The following is a 20608-nucleotide window of genomic DNA, read 5'->3' on the forward strand; positions in this document are numbered from 1 at the left end:
AGGGAGGTAGGAGATGGGTCTTCCACGAAGGTCCGTACTGATCGGGGTGGCCACGGCGACGGTGTTGGCCGTCGGCACCCCGGCCCTGGCCGCCGAACCCGTCGGTGTGGTGCGGGCCGCGGGCGGCGCCACCGCCGTTCCGGACAGCTACATCGTCGTACTCAAGGACAGCGCCGTGGCCCGGGACCGGGTCGGCGACACCGCGAAGCGACTCTCCGGTCGCCACGGCGGCTCGGTGGCGCGCACCTACGGCGCGGCGCTGCGCGGCTTCGAGGTCACCGTGAGCGCGAGCGCGGCGGCGCGGATCGCGGCCGACCCGGCGGTGGCGTACGTCGAGCAGAACCACACCGTCTCGATCTCCGGAACGCAGGCCAACCCGCCGTCGTGGGGCCTGGACCGGATCGACCAGCGCAACCGGCCGTTGGACAACTCCTACACCTACCCGAACACGGCGAGCAACGTGCGCGCCTACATCATCGACACCGGCATCCGGTTCTCCCACAACGACTTCGGCGGCCGGGCCACCTCCGGCTACGACGCCGTGGACGGCGGGTCGGCCGACGACTGCAACGGACACGGCACCCATGTCGCCGGCACGGTCGGCGGATCGGCGTACGGCGTGGCCAAGGGCGTCCAGCTGGTCGGCGTACGGGTGCTGAACTGCTCCGGCAGTGGCACCACCGCCGGTGTCATCGCCGGCGTCGACTGGGTCACCCAGAACGCGATCAAGCCGGCGGTGGCGAACATGAGCCTCGGCGGCGGGGCGAACAGCTCGCTGGACAACGCCGTGCGCAACTCGGTCGCCTCCGGTGTGACGTACGGCCTGGCGGCCGGCAACGACAACGGTGCGAACGCCTGCAACGTCTCACCGGCGCGTACCACGGAGGCGATCACGGTCGGCTCGACGACCAGCGCGGACGCCCGCTCGTCGTTCTCCAACATCGGCACCTGCCTGGACCTCTTCGCGCCCGGCTCGTCGATCACCTCGGCCTGGTACAACAGCAACACCGCCACCAACACGATCAGCGGCACCTCGATGGCCACCCCGCACGTGGTCGGGGCGGCGGCTCTGGTGGCCAGTGCCAACCCGAGCTGGACCCCGGCTCAGGTGCGCAACGAACTCGTGTCCACCGCCACCCCCAACGTGATCAGCAACGTCGGCTCGGGCTCGCCGAACCTGCTGCTCTACGTGGGCAGCGGCGGCACCACCCCACCGCCGCCCACCGGCTGCACCGGCACCAACGGCAGCGACGTGTCGATCCCGGACGCCGGCTCGGCGGTGACCAGCTCGATCACCATCTCCGGCTGTGGCCGTAACGCCTCGTCGGCCTCCACGGTGGCGGTGAACATCGTGCACACCTACCGAGGTGACCTGGTCATCGACCTGCTCGCCCCGGACGGCAGCTCCTACCGGCTGAAGAACAGCAGCAGCTCGGACAGCGCCGACAACGTGAACACCACGTACACGGTCAACGTGTCCGGTGAGGCCGCCGACGGCACCTGGCGCCTTCAGGTTCGCGACGTCTACTCGGTCGACACCGGCTACATCAACACCTGGACCCTGACCGTCTGACGGGTCTCCCACGACCGAGGCCCCACCCGGACGTCCGGGTGGGGCCTCGTGGCGTACGGGGTCAGACCGAGAAGGTGGCCGGCCGGTCGTGGGCCGGCGCCGGCGGCCGGGCCTTCCACAGGCCGATCTTCTGAGCGGCCAGCCGGCCCAGGTAGGCCGGATTCAGGATGACGTAGCGACGCCAGAGCCTCTTCGGCTCCAGCCCGAGACGCCAGAACCACTCCAGGCCGGCGCGCTGCATCCACGGTGGAGGCTTGCGGAGCAGCCCGGCGTGGTAGTCGAAGGCCGCGCCGACCGCCATCAGCGGCATGTCGAGCAGCGGACGCATGGCGTACGCGAAGACCTCCTGGCGGGGGCAGCCGAGCCCGACCAGGACGAGCCGGGCGCCGCTGGACCGGATCCGGTCGGCGATCTCGGCGTCCTCGCCGGGCTCGACGGCGCGGAACTTGGAGGGCTCCACCCCGGCGATCTTCAGGGCGGGGAACATCCGCTCCAGAGCCGGGATCAACCTGGCGAGGGTCTCCTCGGTGGAGCCGTACAGGTAGACCGGCAGACCTTCGTCGGCGAAACGCGACAGCACGTGCAGGGTCAGCGTCGGCCCGTAGACCCGGTCGGTCAGCCCGGCGCCGTGCAGCAGGTTGAGTGCCCACCGCACCGGCTGCCCGTCCGGGGTGACCACGTCGAAGGAGTTGAGCCGCGCGTTGTGCGCCGGGTCCAGCACCCCGGTCATCACACCGTGCACGGCCAACGCGGTCAGTGCGAGCGGACGACGCTCGTGCGCCGCGGTCACCACCGCGTCGGTCGCCGTGGCGTAGTCGGTGGCGTCGACCAGGACGCCGAGCACATTGCGTTTGGTCCGTGGCGTGGTCACGACTGGGGAACCCACTTGTCCACGTTGGCCTCGTAGATCTCCCGAAGGATCATCGGCACGTCGTATGTGATCTTCCAGTCCGGGTACTGCGCCTCGAACCGGGCCATGCTGCTGACGTACCACTGGTGGTCGCCGGTGCGGTTCTGCTCGACGTAGTTGATCCGCGCCTCGCGACCGGTGATCTCCTCGGCGATCCGGAACGCCTCGATGTGGGAGGTGTTGGAGTGCCGACCGCCGCCGAGGTTGTAGACCTCCGCGGACCGCGGAGCCCGGAAGAACGCCTCGAACGCGGTCAGCACGTCGCGGGAGTGGATCGCGTCACGGACCATCTTGCCCTTGTAGCCGAACAGGTTGTACGTCCGGCCCTCCATCACGCAGCGCATCAGGTAGGCCAGGAACCCGTGCAACTCGGCCGCGGAGTGGGCCGGGCCGGTCAGGGTGCCGCCCCGGAAGCAGGCCGTCTTCATGTCGAAGTAGCGCCCGTACTCCTGGACCATCACGTCGGCGGCGACCTTGGAGGCGCCGAAGATCGAGTGCAGCGAGTGGTCGATCGACATCTCTTCGGTGATGCCCTCGTACCAGCGGTGGTCCTCGGGCAACTCGTACCGTGTCTCCAGCTCGACCAGCGGCAGACTGTTGGGCCGGTCGCCGTAGACCTTGTTGGTCGAGCAGTGGATGAACGGCGCGTCGATCGCGTGCAGGCGGGTGTTCTCCAGCATGTTGAGCGTGCCGCCGGCGTTCACGTCGAAGTCCGTGTACGGCTCCTTGGCCGCCCAGTCGTGACTCGGCTGCGCGGCGCTGTGGATCACCACGGCGATGTCCGAGCCGTACTTCTTGAACACCTGCTCCAGGCCGTCCCGGTCCCGGATGTCCACCGCGAAGTGCGTGTAGGCGTTACCCAGGTCACGGCCGAGCCGTTCCAGGCTCCACGAGGTGGAGCCGTCCTCGCCGAAGAAGTACCGGCGCATGTCGTTGTCGATGCCGACCACGTCCAGGCCGAGGCCGGCGAAGTGCCGGACCGCCTCGGAGCCGATCAGGCCACCCGACCCTGTCACCAACGCGACACTCACACGCCACTCCCGGTCCATCGGAGGCAGAATCCATCGCAGCATAGCGTGACGTCCGGCACGTCCCGATATGACGGAAGGGCCCCGCATCAAGCGGAGCCCTCGTCTGTGGTGGGGATGGGGGGAGTTGAACCCCCACGCCCTTTCGGGCACACGGACCTGAACCGTGCGCGTCTGCCATTCCGCCACATCCCCGTGGCACGACCCGGAACACTGTAGCCGCCCCGGTCCCGCTGTCTCCAACGGGCCTCGGGAATACTACGCTGTCCCTGGCGCTCGCCACGACCGGTTACCGTTCGTGGCGGACGAAAGATTAGCACGACAGTCCCGGCCCTTCCGAACGGGCCGGGAGCAGCCGGCCGAGCGGCGTGTGAGCTGCGCGCGCGCCGGCCGGATACCATCATGTCCTCGGGACCCGAGGAGGAGCCGGTGAGCGTGCTGCAACGCTTCGAGAAGCGTCTGGAAGGCCTGGTCGAAGGGGCCTTCGCCAAGGTCTTCAAAGGGGTGGTCCACCCCGTGGAGATCCTCAACGCCATGCAGCGGGAGGCCGAGGCGCACAAGGCGATCCTGGCCGGTGGGCGCACGTTGGTGCCCAACCGCTACGTGATCGATCTCTCGCCGTTCGACCACAGTCGGCTGGCGCCGTACGCCGCCGCGCTGGCCCAGGAGTTGGCCCAGTCGCAGGCGGAGTTCATCGGCGAGCAGGCGTGGACGGTCTACGGCGACGTGATCGTCGAGATCGAACGAGGTGAGGGCCTGGACACGGGCATGTTCCGGGTCACGGCCGAGGTCTACACCGGCGGCGAGGTCGCCCCGGTGTCGGCACCCGGCTACGACGCCGGCCCGCCCGCCTACCCTGCGTACGACCAGGGCGGCGGCTACGGCCCGCCGCCGGGGCACGGTGGCGGTCGCAACGTGCGGCTGGTCTCCGGCGACGGCCGCACCTACCCGCTCCAGATGGGGTCCACGGTGATCGGTCGCGGCGACCAGGCCAACCTGCGTCTGCCCGACGTCGGCATCTCCCGGCGACACGCCCGGCTGGATTTCGACGGGGGCCAGGTCGTGCTGACCGACCTGGGCTCGACCAACGGCACCATGGTCAACGGGCAGCGGGTCTCCGCCGTCGCGCTGAACCCCGGTGACATGGTCCAGCTCGGGACGACGACGCTGACCTTCCGCGTGGACGGCTGATCCGCCTTGCCGGAACTGGTCATCACCGTTGCCCGGTTCGGTTTCCTGATCCTGCTGTGGATCTTCGTGTTCACGGTGGTCGGTGTGATCCGCCGCGATCTCTTCGCGGGCGCCCGGTCCGGTCGTCTGGTGGCCGCGCCACGCGCGGTGGGAGCCTCGACCGGGCAGGCGGCGAAGCCGGCGAAGGTGAAACGGGGCAGGGCGGCACACCAGCTGGTGGTGACCGCCGGTCAGCTGGCCGGCACCAGGATCACTCTTGGTGAAGCGCAGATCACCATCGGTCGAGCCGAGGACTCCACCCTGGTCATCACCGACGACTACGCCTCCGCGCGACACGCCCGACTCGTGCCGCGTGACGGGCAGTGGTACGTCGAGGACCTCGGCTCGACTAACGGGACGTACCTCGATCGCGCTAAGGTCACCGGACCAACCCCCGTCCCCCTCGGCGTGCCGATCCGGATCGGCCGCACTTCCCTCGAATTACGGCCATGACTCTGACCCTGCGCTATGCGGCCCACAGCGACCGCGGTCTGATCCGTGACGGCAATCAAGACTCCGTCTACGCCGGGCCGCGGCTACTTGCCGTTGCCGACGGCATGGGCGGCATGGCCGCCGGTGACGTCGCCAGCAACATCGTCATCGGTGCCATGGCGCCGCTCGACGAGGACGTCCCGGGGGACGCTCTCGTCGATGCGTTGCGTTCGGCAGTGGGCACCGCCAACCAACAGCTCCGCGACACCGTGGACGCCAACCCACAGCTGGAGGGGATGGGCACCACGCTGACGGCGACCCTCTTCACCGGCAGCAAGCTGGGCATGGTCCACATCGGTGACTCGCGGGCCTACCTGCTGCGCAACGGCGAGTTCGCGCAGATCACCAAGGACGACACGTACGTCCAGATGCTCGTCGACGAAGGTCGGATCAGCGCCGAGGAGGCGAGTAGCCACCCGCAGCGGTCGCTGCTCACCCGCGCCCTGGACGGTCGGGACATCGACCCGGAGTACTCGGTGCGTCAGGTCCTGCCCGGCGACCGCTACCTGATCTGTAGCGACGGCCTCTCGGGCGTGGTCAGCGCCGAGACCATCGGCGAGACCCTGCGGGAGTACGCCGACCCGCAGCAGTGCGTCGAGCGGCTGGTGCAGCTCGCGCTTCGCGGCGGCGGGCCGGACAACATCACGGTGATCATCGCCGACGCGACCGACCAGGACATCGTCGAGGCGACCCCGATCGTCGGCGGCGCCGCCGCCCGCGACCGGGGCATGGCGACCTCCGCCGACGACTCGACGCCGGCCGCCCGGGCCTCGGCGCTCTCCGCGCCGCGCCCACCCGCCCCTGAGGAGCCGGCCGCCTCCGACGACGAACCGGACCGGCCGAAGCGCCGCCCGGTGCGGACCGCCGCCATGGCGCTGGCCCTGCTGGTCATCGTCGGCGGCGCGGGCTTCGGCGGCTGGACGTACACCCAGCGGCAGTACTACGTGGGTGCCACCGAGGAGGGGCAGGTAGCCGTCTTCCGTGGTGTCCAGGGTCAGATCGCCGGGATGGACCTCTCCACCGTGCACCGGCGCAGCGGCACCCGACTGGACGACCTCACGGTCGCCGCTCAGGACACTGTCAAGGTCGGCATCCGGGCCAAGAACGAGCCGGACGCCGAGCGGCAGCTCGCCGAGCTGACCAGTGACACCCCGAGCAATCCCAACCTGAAGCCGCTCTGCCCGCTCGACCCGACCGGCCCGGTCGGCGGCACCCCGTCGCCCCCGCAGGCCGTCACGACGCCGACTCCGAACGGCAGCCCGAGTGCCGACCCGTCGGCGACCCCCAACGGGGTCGTCAGCGCAAGCCCGACCGTCGGTGCCACCGACGCCGTCGGCGCGACCGGCACGATCACCACACCCGACGTCACGCCCTCCGACTCGGCCACGCCGGCGCTCGACCCGGCCGGTTGCCGGTCTCCTGAGTGAGCGTCGGCTGAGATACCGAGGACTCCACCCGTGACCGTAGCGGCCACACCGGCACCCTCGCCCGCCACCGCGGGCGAGCAGTCCGGCGTACGCCTGGCGCGGTCGCGCCGCAACGCCGAACTGTCCCTGCTGCTGCTGGCGATGGTGCTGGTGGCCGCGTACGGGGCGACCGTCGAGGCGAACCTGCTGGACACGGTCACCTCGGACTTCTGGATGCCGGCCGCCGCGCTCGGCGCGGTCTTCCTGGGACTGCACCTGGTCATCCGGTTCCTCGCCCCGTTCGCCGACCCGGCGCTACTGCCGGCGGTGGCCCTGCTCAACGGGCTCGGCGTGGGTTTCCTACGCCGGATCGACCTGGGCGAGGCCCCGGTCGCCGACCGGGAGAACCTGGCGATCTTCGCCGGGATCGGTGGGCGGCAGTTGGCGTGGACGCTCGTCTCGGTGATCCTCGCCGCCGGCCTGCTCGCCCTCATGCGTGACCACCGGTCGATCTCGCGGTACGCGTACACCCTGGGGTTGGCCGGCATCGTGCTGGTGATGCTCCCGGCGGTCCTGCCGTCGAGCATCTCCGAGATCAACGGCGCGAAGCTGTGGATCCGGGTGGGCAGCTTCTCCATCCAGCCGGGTGAGTTCGCGAAGTTGGCGCTGCTGGTCTTCTTCGCCTACTACCTGGTCCGCAAGCGCGAGGTGCTGTCGCTGGCCAGCCGGCGTTTCCTCGGCATCGACTTCCCGCGCGGACGGGACCTCGGCCCGGTGGTCGGCGTCTGGTTGGTCAGCCTCCTGGTGCTCGTGTTCGAGAAGGACCTGGGCACCTCGCTGCTCTACTTCGGCATGTTCGTGGTGACGCTCTACATCGCCACCGAACGCGTCAGTTGGCTGCTGATCGGTCTGGTCCTGTTCTTCGGCGGCGCCTACCTCGCGTACGTCCTCGGTTCGACGGTCGGCGGGCCGTTCGCCAACTTCTACCTGCGGGCGGAGATCTGGCTGGATCCGTTCGCCGACCCGACCGACAAGGGTTACCAGCTGGTCCAGGGGCTGCTCGCCCTGGGCACCGGCGGGCTGTTCGGCGCGGGGCCGGGTGGCGGCCAGCCGGACATCCTCCCCGAGGTGCAGAACGACTTCATCTTCGCCGGCCTCGGTGAGGAACTCGGTCTCTTCGGTCTCTCCGCACTGCTCGTCGTCTACCTGCTGATCGTGGAGCGAGGGCTACGGGCCGCGCTCGCGGTACGGGACTCGTTCGGCAAGCTCCTCGCGGGTGGTCTCGCGTTCACCCTCGGCCTGCAGGTCTTCGTGATCGTCGGCGGCATCAGCAAGCTGATTCCGCTGACCGGTCAGACCACCCCGTTCCTGTCCGCCGGTGGCTCGTCGCTGATGGCGAACTGGCTGCTCATCGCGGTGCTGTTGCGGGTCTCCGACGGAGCCCGCCGGCCGCTGGGAGCTGGTGCCGCCAAGGCTGCCCGGCCGGCCGGCGGCCCGCCGGAGCAGATTCACGGCGCTCCCACGGAGGTGATCAAGCCGTGAACGCACCACTGCGCCGGGTCGGCGTCGTCGTCATGGTCCTGTTCGGCCTGCTCTTCGCCAACCTCAACTGGGTCCAGTTCCAGAAGGCCGACGAGTACCGCACCAGCGACTACAACGGTCGGGTCCAGGTCGCCGACTACAAGCGCAAGCGGGGCAACATCGAGGCGGGCGGCACGGCGCTGGCCACCAGCAAGGAGACCAACGGCAACCTCAAGTTCCTGCGTACCTACCCGGGCGGCGCCAAGTACGCGCACGTGCTCGGTTACAAGCCGGTCAACCTGGCTGACCAGGGCATCGAGCGGGCAGAGGACGACTTCCTGGCCGGCAACAGCGACCAGTTGCTCGGCGACCGGTTGAAGGACATGTTCACCGGGGACGACAGCGGTGGCGGCAACGTGTTGCTCACGCTGTCGAAGCGGGCCCAGGACGTGGCGTACGACCAGCTACGCAACAACGAGGTGGGGGCGAAGAAGGGCGCGGCGATCGCCATCGACCCGCGGTCCGGGGCGGTGCAGGCGTTGGTGTCCATGCCCAGCTTCGATCCGAACCCGCTGGCCAGCCACGACAGCAAGGAAGCAGCCGCCGCGTACTCCAAGCTGGAGCAGGATCCGGAGGGCCCGCTGAAGAACCGGGCGCTCTCCGAGACGCTGCCGCCGGGTTCCACCTTCAAGATCGTCGTGGCCGCCGCGGCACTGGAGAACGGCGTCACCAAGTCGACCCAGATCCCGGCCGGTTCCAGCTACACCCCGCCCACCTCCGGCACTCCGATCCGGAACGCCGCCCCGTCGATCTGCCCCGAGGCGAAGGTCACCCTGCTGGAGGCGGTCACCGAGTCGTGCAACACCGGCTTCGCCCAGCTCGGTGTGCAGCTAGGCGCGGACGCCCTCAAGGAGAAGGCCCGCCAGTTCGGTTTCGAGCAGGACGACCTCACCGTCGGTCAGCTCGGCGAGGACGGTCTGCCCACCGCGGCCAGTCGGACCGGGGACATGCAGAACCCGGACGGCAGCACGGACCCGGCGGCACTGGCGCAGTCCTCGATCGGTCAGAACAACGTCCGGATGACGCCGCTCGAAGGTGCCATGATCGCGGGCTCGATCGCGCACGGTGGCAAGCAGATGCGGCCGTACCTGGTCCGGCAGTTGCTCGCCCCGGACCGGACCACCAGCTACTACACCGCCAACGGTCGGGAGCTGCGTCAGCCGGTCAGCTCGCAGGTCGCCACCGACCTGCGGGACATGATGGTCAGCGTGGTCCAGAAGGGCACCGGCCGGAAGGCCGCGATCAGCGGTTACACGGTCGGTGGCAAGACGGGCACCGCGCAGTCCGCCCCGGACCGGCCCGACCACGGCTGGTTCATCGGGTTCGCGCTGGACAAGAACGGCAACGCGGTCTCCGCGGTCTGCGTGATGCTCGAACAGGCCGGCCCGGGCGGCAGCGCCGAGGCGGCCCGGATCGCCGGTCAGATCATGCGCGCCGCCATCACCGACCCTGGGGGTCGCTGACATGCTCAGCCCCGGCGTGCAGCTCGGCAACCGCTACCGTCTCGACGAGCGGATCGCCAGCGGCGGCATGGGCGACGTCTGGCGCGGCACCGACCAGGTGCTCGGCCGGACGGTCGCGGTGAAGAGCCTGCTCCCGGCGCTACTCGACGACCCGGACTTCGGTGAGCGGTTCCGCGGCGAGGCCCGCACCATGGCCACCATCAACCACCCCGGTGTGGTGGACGTCTACGACTTCGGCAACGACCAGCAGATCGCGTTCCTGGTCATGGAGTACGTCGAGGGCGACGCCCTGTCGTCCACGCTGAGCCGGGTCGGGCGGCTCACCCCGGCCCGGACGATGGCGCTCGTCGCGCAGGCGGCCGACGCGCTGCACGCCGCCCACGAGAAGGGCATCGTGCACCGCGACGTGAAGCCGGGCAACCTGCTCGTCCGGCCGAACGGCACGCTGGTGCTGACCGACTTCGGCATCGCCCGCTCCGACATGGTCGGTCAGCTCACCGCCGCCGGGTCGGTGCTCGGCACCGCCTCGTACATCTCGCCGGAGCAGGCGACCGGAGGCGTGGCCACCCCCGCGTCCGACGTGTACGCACTCGGCGTGGTCGCCTACCAGTGCCTCGCCGGTCGGCGACCGTTCGAGGGCGACAATCCGCTCGACATCGCGATGAAGCACGTACGGGAGAAGCCCCGGCCGTTGCCCGCCGACATCCCGCCGCAGGTGCGCGCGGTGGTGGAACGGGCCCTGGCCAAGGATCCCGCCGCCCGTTGGCCGAGCGCCGCCGCTCTCGCCGGTGTCGCTCGCCAGCTCAAGGTCACGCTCTCCCAGCAGGCCAGGGCGGGCACCAACTCCGCGCCGATCTCCGCAGCGCCGGCCTCGCCCGCCGCGCCCGGCCGGGCCCAGGTGCCGCAGGCCCACCACATGCGTCCGCCGAGTGCCCGCCCGCCGGTCGCCGGGCCGAGGCCGACCGCCGTCGCGCCGGCCCAGCAGCCGCGCCCCACCGCCATCGCGCCGGCCGTCCAGCCCGGCCGCCCGCCGGTCGCGCCGAACGGCTACCCGCGCGGTGCCGCCGCCGTGCCGTCGGCACCGCCCCACCAGGAACACCCCCCGGCGTACGTCCGGCAGGCCGGCCCGTCGGTGCCGACGCCTGCTCCCCAGCGGTCCCGGCCCGGAATGGTGCTTCTCGCCATCCTGTTGGCGGTGCTGGTCCTGGTTTGCTCCGGCGTGATTTCCTACAGCTTGCGGAAGCAGTCGCAGGCCGGTGAACCCGCCGGGCCGGCTCCGCGCGCCGCGACGTCCGGCGCGCTACGACTCGACGGACGCGACGATCCGACCCCGACGTCGTACCGTCGAGAGGTACGACTCCAGCCGGACGACGGCGGGACGACGACGAGCGAAGGACGACAGACGCGATGACAGCGCAGGCCCGCCTGCTCGGTGGCAGGTACCAGGTCGGCGAGCTGCTCGGCTATGGCGGCATGGCCGAGGTGCACCGCGGTCGCGACCTCCGGCTCGGTCGGGACGTCGCGATCAAGATGCTGCGGACCGACCTCGCCCGGGACGCGACGTTCCAGATGCGGTTCCGCCGGGAGGCGCAGAACGCCGCATCGCTCAACCACCCGGCGATCGTGGCGGTCTACGACACCGGCGAGGAGACCGCGCCGACCGGCGAGACGTTGCCGTTCATCGTCATGGAGTTCGTCAACGGGCGGACGCTGAAGGAGGTCCTCGGCGCCGAGGGTCGGTTGCAGCCGCGCCGGGCGCTGGAGATCTGCGCCGACATGTGCGCGGCGCTGGAGTTCAGCCACCGGCACGGCATCATCCACCGCGACATCAAGCCCGGCAACGTCATGCTCACCCAGACCGGCCAGGTCAAGGTGATGGACTTCGGCATCGCCCGGGCCCTGGCCAGCGGCGCGACCACCATGACGCAGACCAGCGCGGTGATCGGCACGGCGCAGTACCTGTCCCCGGAGCAGGCGCGCGGCGAGGCCGTCGACGCCCGTTCCGACGTGTACGCGGCCGGCTGCGTGCTCTTCGAGCTGGTGTGCGGCCACCCGCCGTTCGTCGGGGACAGCCCGGTCAGCGTGGCCTACCAGCACGTACGGGAGACGCCGCCGACGCCGAGCGACATCAACCCGGACGTCACCCCGGCGATCGACGCGATCGTCCTGAAGGCGCTGTCGAAGAACCCGCTCAACCGCTACCAGAGCGCCGGCGAGATGCGGGCCGACCTGCTCCGCGCCGCCGCCGGTCGGCCCGTGCTGGCCACCCCGGTGATGCGTGAGGCGGAGACGGTGGCGATGGCCCCGGCCGGCGGCGGGGGCGGCTACCACCCGGCTCCCACCCGTGGGCCGCAGACCGGGCAGATGGCTCGGGTCGGTGACCCGCGCCAGCGCAAGGCGTCCTCCTGGCTGATCGCGACGTTCAGCGCGGTAGGTGTGCTGGCGGTGATCGCCCTGGTCGCCGCCCTGCTCTGGAGCCAGCAGCAGGGCAGAGCCAACAAGTCGGTGCCGAACCTGGTCGGCAAGAGTCAGGCCGCCGCGGTCGCCGAGATCCGTGGTGCCGATCTGCAACCGCAGGTGGGCGAATCCGTCCTGGACAACGACTGCACCAAGGAAACCGTCGCGAAGCAGAATCCCGCGCCGGGCACCCGGTTGAAGCAGGCCAGTACGGTGACCATCCAGCTCTGCGGTGGCAAGCCGGACGTGCGGATCCCCGGCAATCTGGTCAATGCGCAGTTCGGCAACGTCAAGACCCAACTCGAGGACCTGGGGTTGAAGGTCGAGGAGAAGAAGGTCGACAACCCCGCGCAGGAGGGCATCGTCCTCAAGCTGACCCCGCCCTCGGGGACCACCGTCGCGCAGGACAGCAAGGTCGTCGTCGAGGTCTCCAGGGGCAACGTCAACAAGGTGCCCAACGTGCTCAACTCGACGCGGGACGATGCCGTAGAGGAGCTTCGCGAGGCGGGCTACAAGGTCGACGTCCGCGATGGCGACGAGGTGCCGGCCAGCCAGGCCGGCCGGGTGCAGAAGCAGAGCCCCAACCCCGGCACGTCCTTGGCCAAGGACAGGACCGTGACCATCGAGATCGGCATCCCGGAGAAGGTCGTCGACCCGACGCCCACTGCGACGCCGACGGGCACACCGACGGGCACGCCGACCACTCCCGGTGGGGCTGGCGGGATCGGTCTGCCGTTCCCGCCCCCACCGAGCCGCCCTTCCGGGGAATAGGCCCCGGGTTCGGGCTTCCGGGATGACCGACGTGGGGGCCTCCGGCGTGCCGGTGCGGCGTCGCCTGCGCCGCCTGGCCGTCCTGGGCGTCGCCGTGCTGGTTCTCGCCAGCCTCCCGTGGCTGTGGACGACGCTCACCGCCCGTGGTCACCTGTATGCCGAGGCCGACGCGCCCTCCGCCGATGTGGTGATCGTCCTCGGCACGGCGGTGGCGGCGGATCGGCAGCGGCCATCCGACCGGCTCACCGGCCGCCTCGACACCGCCGCCGCGCTGGTGACCAGCGGACGAGCCAGAGTGGTCCTCGTGTCGGGCGACGGTGGCGGCACGTCAGGGAACGAGCCGGCGGTGATGACCGCGTACCTCACCGAGCGCGGCGTCGACCCGCGACGCGTCGTGGCCGACCCGTTCGGCCTGGACACCTACGACAGCTGCGCCCGAGCACGTCAGGTGTACGGCGTCCAGCGGGCCCTGGTCGTGACCCAGTCCTACCACCTGTCCCGGGCGGTGACGCTGTGCCGACACCTCGGCCTCGACGCCGACGGGGTCATCGCCAGGTGTGCCGGCTGCTCCAGCGCCCTGCTCGCCGAGAAGTCGGTGCGGGACTACTTCGCCAGTGGCAAGGCGGCATGGGACGCGGCCCGGGGCCGTGCGCCCGCGGTCCGCTCACCCGCGGATCCGGCGGTCCAGAACGCGCTACGCGGCTGAACCGGCCGCCTGATCCCTGGTTGGTCGGCCCTGAACGGCCGCAACCGCTCGCGGCGGCCCGCGCTTGTTGCGGCGGCCCGGTTGTTGCGGCGGAGCGCGCTGGTTGCGGCCACGGCCACCTCAACCACGTCCTTTGCTCTGCACCCACCCACGCGACACTCACGCTCCGTGACTGTCGCATGGGTGGGTGCAGAGCAAAGGGGAGGTGCACGGTCATCGGCTTCGGGCCGCCGCCCTGTTCGGGGTCGCGCTGTTGTGGCTGGCAATCGCGTACGCGATCATGGCCGGCCGCCGGCCGCCGGACCGTCCAGCCATCAGCGTGGGCGACACAGGTGACGGGCTGCTGCCGGCCCTCAGCTGCTGGCGAATGCGGCGAGGCGGCGGGCGTCGACCTCGGCGGCGAGCGCGGGTGCGCGCTCCAACGCCTCCTGGTGACCGCAACCGGCGAGCCAGTTCGCCAGCATCAGGTGGCCGCCCTCGGTGAGCACCGACTCCGGGTGGAACTGGACGCCCTCGACGGGCAGCGTGCGGTGCCGCATCGCCATCACCACACCGGAGCCGGTCCAGCCGGTCACCTCCAGCTCGTCGGGCAGCGTCTCGGGAAGCACGGCGAGTGAGTGGTAGCGAGTGGCCGTGAACGGGTCCGGCAGGCCGGCGAGTACGCCCACCGAATGGTGCCGCACCTCGGAGGTCTTGCCGTGCAGCAGCTCCGGGGCCCGCGTCACGGTCGCCCCGAACGCCTCGCCGATCGCCTGGTGGCCCAGGCAGACCCCGAAGATCGGCAGTTCGCCGGCGTACGTCCGGATGACGTCGAGGCAGATGCCGGCCCGGTCCGGGCTGCCCGGCCCCGGCGAGAGCAGGATGCCGTCCGCCCTCAGCCTGCCCACCTCGGCGACGTCGATCTCGTCGTTACGGCGGACCTTGCAGTCCACCCCGAGCTGACCCAGGTACTGCACGATGTTGAAGACGAACGAGTCGTAGTTGTCGATCACCAGTACGCGCATGGTCACCTGCTCGGCGAGGACGACGGAACCGGGTTGTTGCGCTCGGTGTCGTACGGCAGGTCGTGCTCGTCGCCGGCCGGGGTCTCTCCGGTGACCGGGCCGTCGTTGCCGGGCTCTGCGGGGACCCCGGACTCCACCTGCACGTCGTCGAACGGCAGCAGGGGCTCGGCCCACGGGAAGGCGACATACCAGAGGAGGGCCACCGTGGCGGCTACCAGCAGCACCGAGCCGGTAAGCTTTCCGACCAGGCCGAACGGCAGCTTGCGCCAGATGAACGCGTACATCGGTCAGCCTCCCAGCTCCGTCGGCCGGCCCGCCGACTTGGGTTGGGTGCGGTCCAGTTCGGCGTGGATGATCAGGCGCTGGTAGTTGTCGAACTTCGGATTGCAGGTGGTCAGCGTGAGCATCCGCTTGGTTGCCTTCTTGTTCGGCTCACCGGGCACCGGCGCCACCACTTCGACCTGCGTCGGTCGGACGATCCGTGACTGCGACACCCGGTAGACGTACCAGTCGGTCTTGCTTTCGACCACGATCGGGTCGCCGTTGTTGAGCTCGTCCAGCCGCCAGAAGGTGGCTCGGTTGCGGTGGCCGGCGACGGAGAAGTTGCCCACCTGGCCGGGCAATGCGCTGGCCGGGTAGTGGCCCGGGGCGTAGCGAATGTCCTCCTGGGTGACGCCCTCGACCACTACCCAGTTCTTCTCGAGCTTCGGGATGTAGAGGCCCGCGATCGGCTTGCCGCGTACCGGTGGCGACGGTTTGACGCTCGGGCCGGCCGACGGCACCACCGTCGGATCGTCGGTCGGGCCCCACTCCTGCGCCAGTTGGTTGGTGAGGTCGTTCTGGTGGGCGTCGACGATGGCCGACTTGCCCCAGACCTCGTAGCCGGCGAAGAGCAGCACCACCAGGCCGAAGGTGATCAGGACCTCGCCGGTGACGCGGATGCCGGTGCGGATCCGGGAGCCGAGCGAGGGCCGGGTGAGCTCGGAGTAGACGCTCTTGTAACCCTCGCCGGTCTGCTCCGGCCGGAGTTGGACGACCCGCTCGCCGCGCCGAGGTCGAGGTGGCTCGTTGGAGTCGTCGCCGTCATCCGTCGACTCGTCGGGGACGGAAGCGCGGGGGACGGCGCCCATCAGCGCCGTCGAGTCCATCGCCGGCGGCCGGGCGGCGGGTGTGGTGGGCACTGCCGGGATCAGCGCGGTGGCCGCCGGGTCAGCGCCGGTCGGGGGAACCTGGCCCGCCGCTGCGGAAGTGAGGCGGGCGGGACCACTCGGCGGGAGGCGGTCGGGCCCGGCGGGTGAGACCGGCGCGGCCGGAGAACCCGTGGGGCGCCCTGGCCTGGCGCTGACCTGGGGAATGAGCGCGGTCGGCGAGTCGGTCACCGAGGGCGTCGAGTGGGCGGGCGGGGTGGCCCGGTTCGGTGTGCCGGAGGCCGCGCCGGTGGGCGTTCCACCGGACGCAGCCGAACCGGTCGGGGTCGGTCCTGCGGATCGGGTCGCGGCGGCCCCGGGCGTAGCGGCCCGGTTGGGGGTTGCTCCGGGCGGGACCGGCAGGGTGGGGGTCGCTCCGGGTGACACCGGTCGGTTGGCGGGCCCCGGTGCGATCGGCCCGGTGGGTGCGGCTCCGGGTGACACCGGTCGGTTGGCGGCGGCGCTGGGTGCCGTCGGCCCGGTGGGTGCGGCTCCGGGCGGGACCGGCTGGCTGGCGGCGGCGCTGGGTGCTGTCGACCCGGTGGGGGTTGCTCCGGGGGACGCCGGCCCGGTGGGGGCGTGGGGCCAGGACGGGCGGTTCGGGGCGTTGCCGGGAACGGCGGGCCGGTCGGCGCCCTGGTTGGTCGGGCTCGTCGGCAGGCCGGGGGTCGCCGCGGCGGGGCGGACGGACCCTGCCTGCGGGCCGAGCCCTGGTGCGGCGTTGCCCGGCCAGCGTGGCGGCGCTTGCGCGCTCGGGCGGCTCGACGGGCGGGGCGGCTCTGGGGCGCGGGATGGCTCGGAGGCCCGGGGAGGCTCGAAAGCCCGGGAAGGCTCGGACGCTCGGGGCGGCTCCGGGGCCCGGGGAGGCTCTGGGCTGGCCGGCGGGCGCGACGCATTCGGCCGTGCGGGTAGCACCGGCTCCGGCCAGTTGCCGGCCGGAGTCGCCCGGCCAGGTGTCGGCTCAGGCCGGTCGACCTTCGGCAGGATGTCGGTCGGCTCGTCGGTCTGGTTGCGGTGTCGCCCGTCGCGGCGCTCCTCCGGCCCGCTCACTTGGGCACCGTCGCCGAGCGCAGGGAGGTCGAGTCCTCGAATGCCGGCACTCGCACCGTGGAAACCGTCTCCTTGTAACCGAGTTGGTAGTCGTCGACCGCGTCCTTGAACAACCGGACTCCCTCAGAGCCGGCGAGGGCCTGCTGGAGGGCAGCGGGGTCGCCGATTGCTACGATCTTGAACGGTGGGGAGTACACCCGCCCGTGAAGCAGCAGGGTGTTACCGACGCAGCGTACCGCGCTGGTGCTGAGCACGCGGACGTTCATGATTGACATGGCTTCCGCCCCGCCGGCCCAGAGCGCGTTGACCACCGCCTGCACGTCCCCCTGATGCACCACCAGGTCGTCGTTGCTGGCGTCCGACTGGGTCTGGTCGAGCTGCGGCGCGTCGTTCAGCTCCACGGTGACGCCGGGGCCGCCGAGGGCGGTGAACCCGGCGGCCTGGAGGCTGCCCTGGGCGCGATTCTGCTGGTTCTTGATCGGCGCATCGGAGCCGGCCAGGGTGTTCGTCCGTTGCTCGACCTCACCGCGCAGCGTGGCGGCACGTCGTTCACTCGCCGCGACCTGCTCGCGTCGGTCCTCGATGAGCTGGTTGAGCTGGGGACGCCGGTCCTCGCGCAGGGCGGTGCCGTCGGCGGTGGTCGCGCTGGTGGTGAAGAGGAGCCCCGCCGCCGCGGCGATCAGGGGCACCCCGATCGACCAGCCCGGTCGGCGTTGGCGCGGTCGCCGGGGCAGCAGCCCGGCGGCGGCCCGCCGGAGCACCTTCTGCCAGGAGGTTGCGCCGGATGTGTACTCCACCGAGCGTTCCTTCCGCGTGTCGGGGATCGGGTCCGCCCCCGGCGGCGCCGGTGATGCGAACAGTCCCGCCTCTTTCGGTCACTCCGTGCACCGGCCTGACCCCATTCATGGTCCGGACGGGCAATCGGGACTACGCTAGCTGTCGAACATTATTGGCCATGGACCGTCGCCCCCGTGCCCGGTTGTCAGGCCGGACGAGGTCGTCACCCCTCTGGAGAGCGCCGTGCCCAAGTCTCAGGTCCGTAAGAAGAAGGTGTACACCCCGCCGACGGACGTTCGTCCGACGACGGCGGCGTCGTCGCGCAAGCCTAGCCCGGTGTGGTTGCCGGTCACCGCGGTCGCCTTGATCGTCGTCGGCATCGGCTGGCTGGTGCTCTACTACCTGTCCGAGCAGGAGTACCCGGTGATGGCGTGGGGTTACTGGAACCTCGCTGTCGGCTTCGGTGCGATGGTCGCCTCGCTGGCGCTGCTCTCCCGCTGGCGCTGAGCCGGCGCGGCACCGCCGCCCGGCGGTTCCGCCGCATCTCACCTCACCGAGCCCCTGCCCGGCAGGATCGGGTGGGGCCACCTATGGTGTGCGCAGGCAGCGCGGCCTACTGCGAGATGACTCACGTTACTGCTGGGTAACCTTCGCGTAGGCTGCATTGCATGACCGAGCGCAGCGAGGTCATCAGGCAGCAGACCGGGGAGGCCAACTCGATGGGCAGCGTCCAGATCGTCACCACGATCCTCGCGGCCGCCATCACCGCAGTGGCGGTGTGGCTTGCGGTGCGTGCGGTCCTGAAGATGACCGCAGTCATCCGGCTCGGGCAACCCGCCCCGGAGCGGTTCTCCGACAAGGGCGTCCGGACGAAGACCATGCTGGTGGAGACCGCCGGTCACACCCGGATGCTCAAGTGGGGCGTGGTGGGCGCCGCGCACTGGTTCGTGATGGTCGGCTTCGTCGTGCTGTCCCTGCTGGTGCTCGAGGCGTACTTCGAGGTGGTCACCCCGACCGGCGGGCTGCCGATCATCGGGCACTGGACCGTCTTCGGGTTGGTCACCGAGATCATCACCGTGCTGGGCCTGGCGGGCATCCTGGTGCTGATGGTGATCCGGCTCCGCAACCGGCCGACCCGGCCGGGCGGGCGGTCCCGGTTCACCGGCTCGACCATGTGGCAGGGCTACTTCGTCGAGTGGATCGTGCTGCTGGTCCTGATCTTCGGCCTGCTGATCCGCGGCTTCAAGGTCGCCACCGACCACTTCGAGTACCCGCTCTGGGCCACCCCGGTCAGCCACGCGGTCGGCGCGGCGCTGCCCGACTGGTCGGACGGGGCCAGCGTCGCCGCGCTGATCAAGATCGCCATCTCGATGACCTGGCTGATCGTCATCTCCCTGAACGTGACCATGGGTGTGGCCTGGCACCGCTTCCTGGCGTTCCCCAACATCTTCTTCAAGCGCGAGCCGGCCAAGCCCGCCGGCTCCGGCCTCGGCGCGCTGCGCCCGATGACGAGCCAGGGCAAGCCGCTCGACTTCGAGGAGGCCGACCCGGAGAAGGACCAGTTCGGCGTCGCCCACGTCGAGCAGTTCAGCTGGAAGGGCCTCCTGGACTTCAGCACCTGCACCGAGTGCGGTCGCTGCCAGTCGCAGTGCCCGGCCTGGAACACCGGCAAGCCGCTGTCTCCCAAGCTGCTCGTGCTGAGCCTGCGTGACCACGCGTACGCCAAGGCGCCCTACCTGCTGGCCGGTGGCGGCAAGGACCTGACCGGCGAGGAGAAGGCCACCCAGGCCCAGCTCGCCCACCTGGACGTGCTGTCGCTGGCCGAGGGCGACAAGCCGTTGATCGGCGACGCCGAGTCCGGTGGTGTCATCGACCCGGACGTGCTCTGGTCCTGCACCACCTGCGGTGCCTGCGTCGAGCAGTGCCCGGTGGACATCGAGCACGTGGACCACATCGTCGACATGCGCCGCTACCAGGTGCTCATCGAGTCGAGCTTCCCCTCCGAGGCCGGCGTGATGCTGCGCAACCTGGAGAACAAGGGCAACCCGTGGGGCGCCCCGCAGAACACCCGCGAGGACTGGACCAAGGGCCTGGACTTCGAGGTGCCCCGGGTCGGCGAGGTGGACGACTTCGAGTACCTGTTCTGGGTCGGCTGCGCGGGGGCGTTCGAGGACCGGGCCAAGAAGACCACCCGCGCGGTGGCGACGCTGCTCAACGAGGCCGGGGTGAAGTTCGCGATCCTGGGCGAGGGTGAGACCTGCTCCGGCGACCCGGCGCGGCGGATCGGCAACGAGTTCGTCTTCCAGATGCTCGCCCAGCAGAACGTGGAGACGCTCAACGAGGCGTTCGAGGGCCGGGAGAAGGCCAAGCGCAAGATCGTGGCGACCTGCCCGCACTGCTTCAACACCCTGGGCAACGAGTACGGCCAGCTCGGTGGCGAGTTCGAGGTGGTCCACCACACCCAGTTGCTGGCCCACCTGGTCGCCACCGGCAAGCTCACCCCGGTGCAGCCGGTCGACGGCGGTGTCACCTACCACGACCCCTGCTACCTGGGCCGACACAACCGGATCTTCGCGGCCCCCCGCGAGGTGCTCGGGGACGCCATCGCGGGCGACCTCACCGAGATGCCGCGTAACAGCGAGCGCTCCTTCTGCTGCGGTGCCGGCGGTGCCCGGATGTGGATGGAGGAGAAGATCGGCAAGCGGATCAACGTGGACCGGGTCGAGGAGGCCATGGCCACCGGTGCGAAGACGGTCGCGGTCGGCTGCCCGTTCTGCTCGACCATGCTCAACGACGGGGTCAACGGCAAGGGCGCCGGCGAGCAGGTCGAGGTGATCGACGTGGCGAGCGTGCTGCTCCGTTCGGTGAAGCCGGAGCAGCCGCAGGGCGGCCGGGAGACCGCGCCGATCGGCGGCTGAGACGCGTACACCTGGGATGTGAACATCGACGACGGCGGCCCCCTGCGGGCCGCCG

The 20608-nt window shown here is 70.7% G+C and carries 17 protein-coding genes and 1 tRNA gene; 11 read left to right on the top strand and 7 right to left on the bottom strand.

The window, feature by feature from the left end:
- The first annotated feature begins 13 nt into the window (after window positions 1-13).
- Window positions 14-1573: a S8 family serine peptidase gene (locus tag O7616_RS05440; protein ID WP_282305863.1), complete on the top strand. Its 1560-nt coding sequence runs from the start codon at window positions 14-16 to the stop codon at window positions 1571-1573.
- Between the two features lie 61 nt (window positions 1574-1634).
- Here the strand turns inward: O7616_RS05440 and O7616_RS05445 are convergent, their stop codons facing one another.
- From O7616_RS05445 to O7616_RS05455, 3 genes are all read right to left on the bottom strand, one after another.
- Entirely contained in the window at window positions 1635-2459 is an 825-nt protein-coding gene (locus O7616_RS05445; protein WP_282305864.1) for a WecB/TagA/CpsF family glycosyltransferase, read from the bottom strand.
- Window positions 2441-3556 carry an NAD-dependent epimerase/dehydratase family protein gene (locus O7616_RS05450; protein ID WP_282263454.1) on the bottom strand — a complete coding sequence of 372 codons (1116 nt, stop codon included), beginning with the start codon at window positions 3554-3556 and terminating at the stop codon, window positions 2441-2443. Before O7616_RS05450 ends, O7616_RS05445 begins: the two co-directional genes overlap by 19 nt.
- Window positions 3557-3620: 64 nt before the next feature.
- Window positions 3621-3706: transfer RNA gene (locus O7616_RS05455), tRNA-Leu, on the bottom strand.
- A gap of 207 nt (window positions 3707-3913) precedes the next feature.
- On the opposite strand from O7616_RS05455, the gene O7616_RS05460 reads away from it, so the two are divergent.
- From O7616_RS05460 to O7616_RS05495, 8 genes are read left to right on the top strand one after another with little or no spacing between them, the layout of a single operon-like run.
- Window positions 3914-4702, top strand: coding sequence for a DUF3662 and FHA domain-containing protein (locus O7616_RS05460; protein ID WP_007454122.1), 789 nt, complete (start codon window positions 3914-3916; stop codon window positions 4700-4702).
- A gap of 6 nt (window positions 4703-4708) precedes the next feature.
- Window positions 4709-5194 (top strand): FHA domain-containing protein, encoded by a 486-nt coding sequence (locus O7616_RS05465; protein ID WP_088986981.1) that lies wholly within the window; start codon window positions 4709-4711, stop codon window positions 5192-5194.
- Complete coding sequence (locus O7616_RS05470) at window positions 5191-6660, top strand: protein phosphatase 2C domain-containing protein (RefSeq protein ID WP_282305865.1); 1470 nt, start codon at window positions 5191-5193, stop codon at window positions 6658-6660. The genes O7616_RS05465 and O7616_RS05470 overlap by 4 nt, the downstream gene beginning before the upstream one ends.
- A 30-nt stretch (window positions 6661-6690) precedes the next feature.
- Window positions 6691-8181, top strand: coding sequence for an FtsW/RodA/SpoVE family cell cycle protein (locus O7616_RS05475; protein ID WP_282305866.1), 1491 nt, complete (start codon window positions 6691-6693; stop codon window positions 8179-8181).
- Entirely contained in the window at window positions 8178-9683 is a 1506-nt protein-coding gene (locus O7616_RS05480; protein ID WP_282305867.1) for a penicillin-binding protein 2, read from the top strand. The genes O7616_RS05475 and O7616_RS05480 overlap by 4 nt, the downstream gene beginning before the upstream one ends.
- 1 nt (window position 9684) lies before the next feature.
- A complete protein-coding gene (locus O7616_RS05485) occupies window positions 9685-11094 on the top strand; it encodes a serine/threonine-protein kinase (protein WP_282305868.1) in 1410 nt (469 codons plus the stop codon).
- Window positions 11091-12911: a Stk1 family PASTA domain-containing Ser/Thr kinase gene (gene pknB / locus O7616_RS05490; protein ID WP_282305869.1), complete on the top strand. Its 1821-nt coding sequence runs from the start codon at window positions 11091-11093 to the stop codon at window positions 12909-12911. Before O7616_RS05485 ends, pknB begins: the two co-directional genes overlap by 4 nt.
- A gap of 22 nt (window positions 12912-12933) precedes the next feature.
- Complete coding sequence (locus tag O7616_RS05495; RefSeq protein ID WP_282305870.1) at window positions 12934-13617, top strand: ElyC/SanA/YdcF family protein; 684 nt, start codon at window positions 12934-12936, stop codon at window positions 13615-13617.
- A gap of 353 nt (window positions 13618-13970) precedes the next feature.
- On the opposite strand, the gene O7616_RS05500 is transcribed toward O7616_RS05495, so the two are convergent.
- The 4 genes from O7616_RS05500 to O7616_RS05515 all read right to left on the bottom strand — a co-directional run bounded on the left by O7616_RS05500 (window position 13971) and on the right by O7616_RS05515 (window position 17655).
- Complete coding sequence (locus O7616_RS05500; protein WP_282305871.1) at window positions 13971-14621, bottom strand: aminodeoxychorismate/anthranilate synthase component II; 651 nt, start codon at window positions 14619-14621, stop codon at window positions 13971-13973.
- A 2-nt stretch (window positions 14622-14623) separates the two neighbouring features.
- On the bottom strand, window positions 14624-14905 hold the full coding sequence (locus tag O7616_RS05505; RefSeq protein WP_282263440.1) for a hypothetical protein: 282 nt from the start codon (window positions 14903-14905) through the stop codon (window positions 14624-14626).
- Window positions 14906-14908: 3 nt separating this feature from the next.
- Window positions 14909-15802, bottom strand: coding sequence for a class E sortase (locus tag O7616_RS05510; RefSeq protein WP_282305872.1), 894 nt, complete (start codon window positions 15800-15802; stop codon window positions 14909-14911).
- 1052 nt (window positions 15803-16854) lie between these two features.
- Window positions 16855-17655 (bottom strand): DUF881 domain-containing protein, encoded by an 801-nt coding sequence (locus O7616_RS05515; protein WP_282305873.1) that lies wholly within the window; start codon window positions 17653-17655, stop codon window positions 16855-16857.
- A gap of 223 nt (window positions 17656-17878) precedes the next feature.
- On the opposite strand from O7616_RS05515, the gene O7616_RS05520 reads away from it, so the two are divergent.
- Both O7616_RS05520 and O7616_RS05525 read left to right on the top strand, forming a co-directional pair.
- On the top strand, window positions 17879-18142 hold the full coding sequence (locus O7616_RS05520; RefSeq protein ID WP_145778259.1) for a cell division protein CrgA: 264 nt from the start codon (window positions 17879-17881) through the stop codon (window positions 18140-18142).
- Window positions 18143-18354: 212 nt separating this feature from the next.
- Window positions 18355-20553: a (Fe-S)-binding protein gene (locus O7616_RS05525; protein ID WP_282307539.1), complete on the top strand. Its 2199-nt coding sequence runs from the start codon at window positions 18355-18357 to the stop codon at window positions 20551-20553.
- Window positions 20554-20608: the final 55 nt, after the last annotated feature.

The organism is Micromonospora sp. WMMD964 (assembly GCF_029581455.1).
Taxonomy (GTDB): domain Bacteria; phylum Actinomycetota; class Actinomycetes; order Mycobacteriales; family Micromonosporaceae; genus Micromonospora.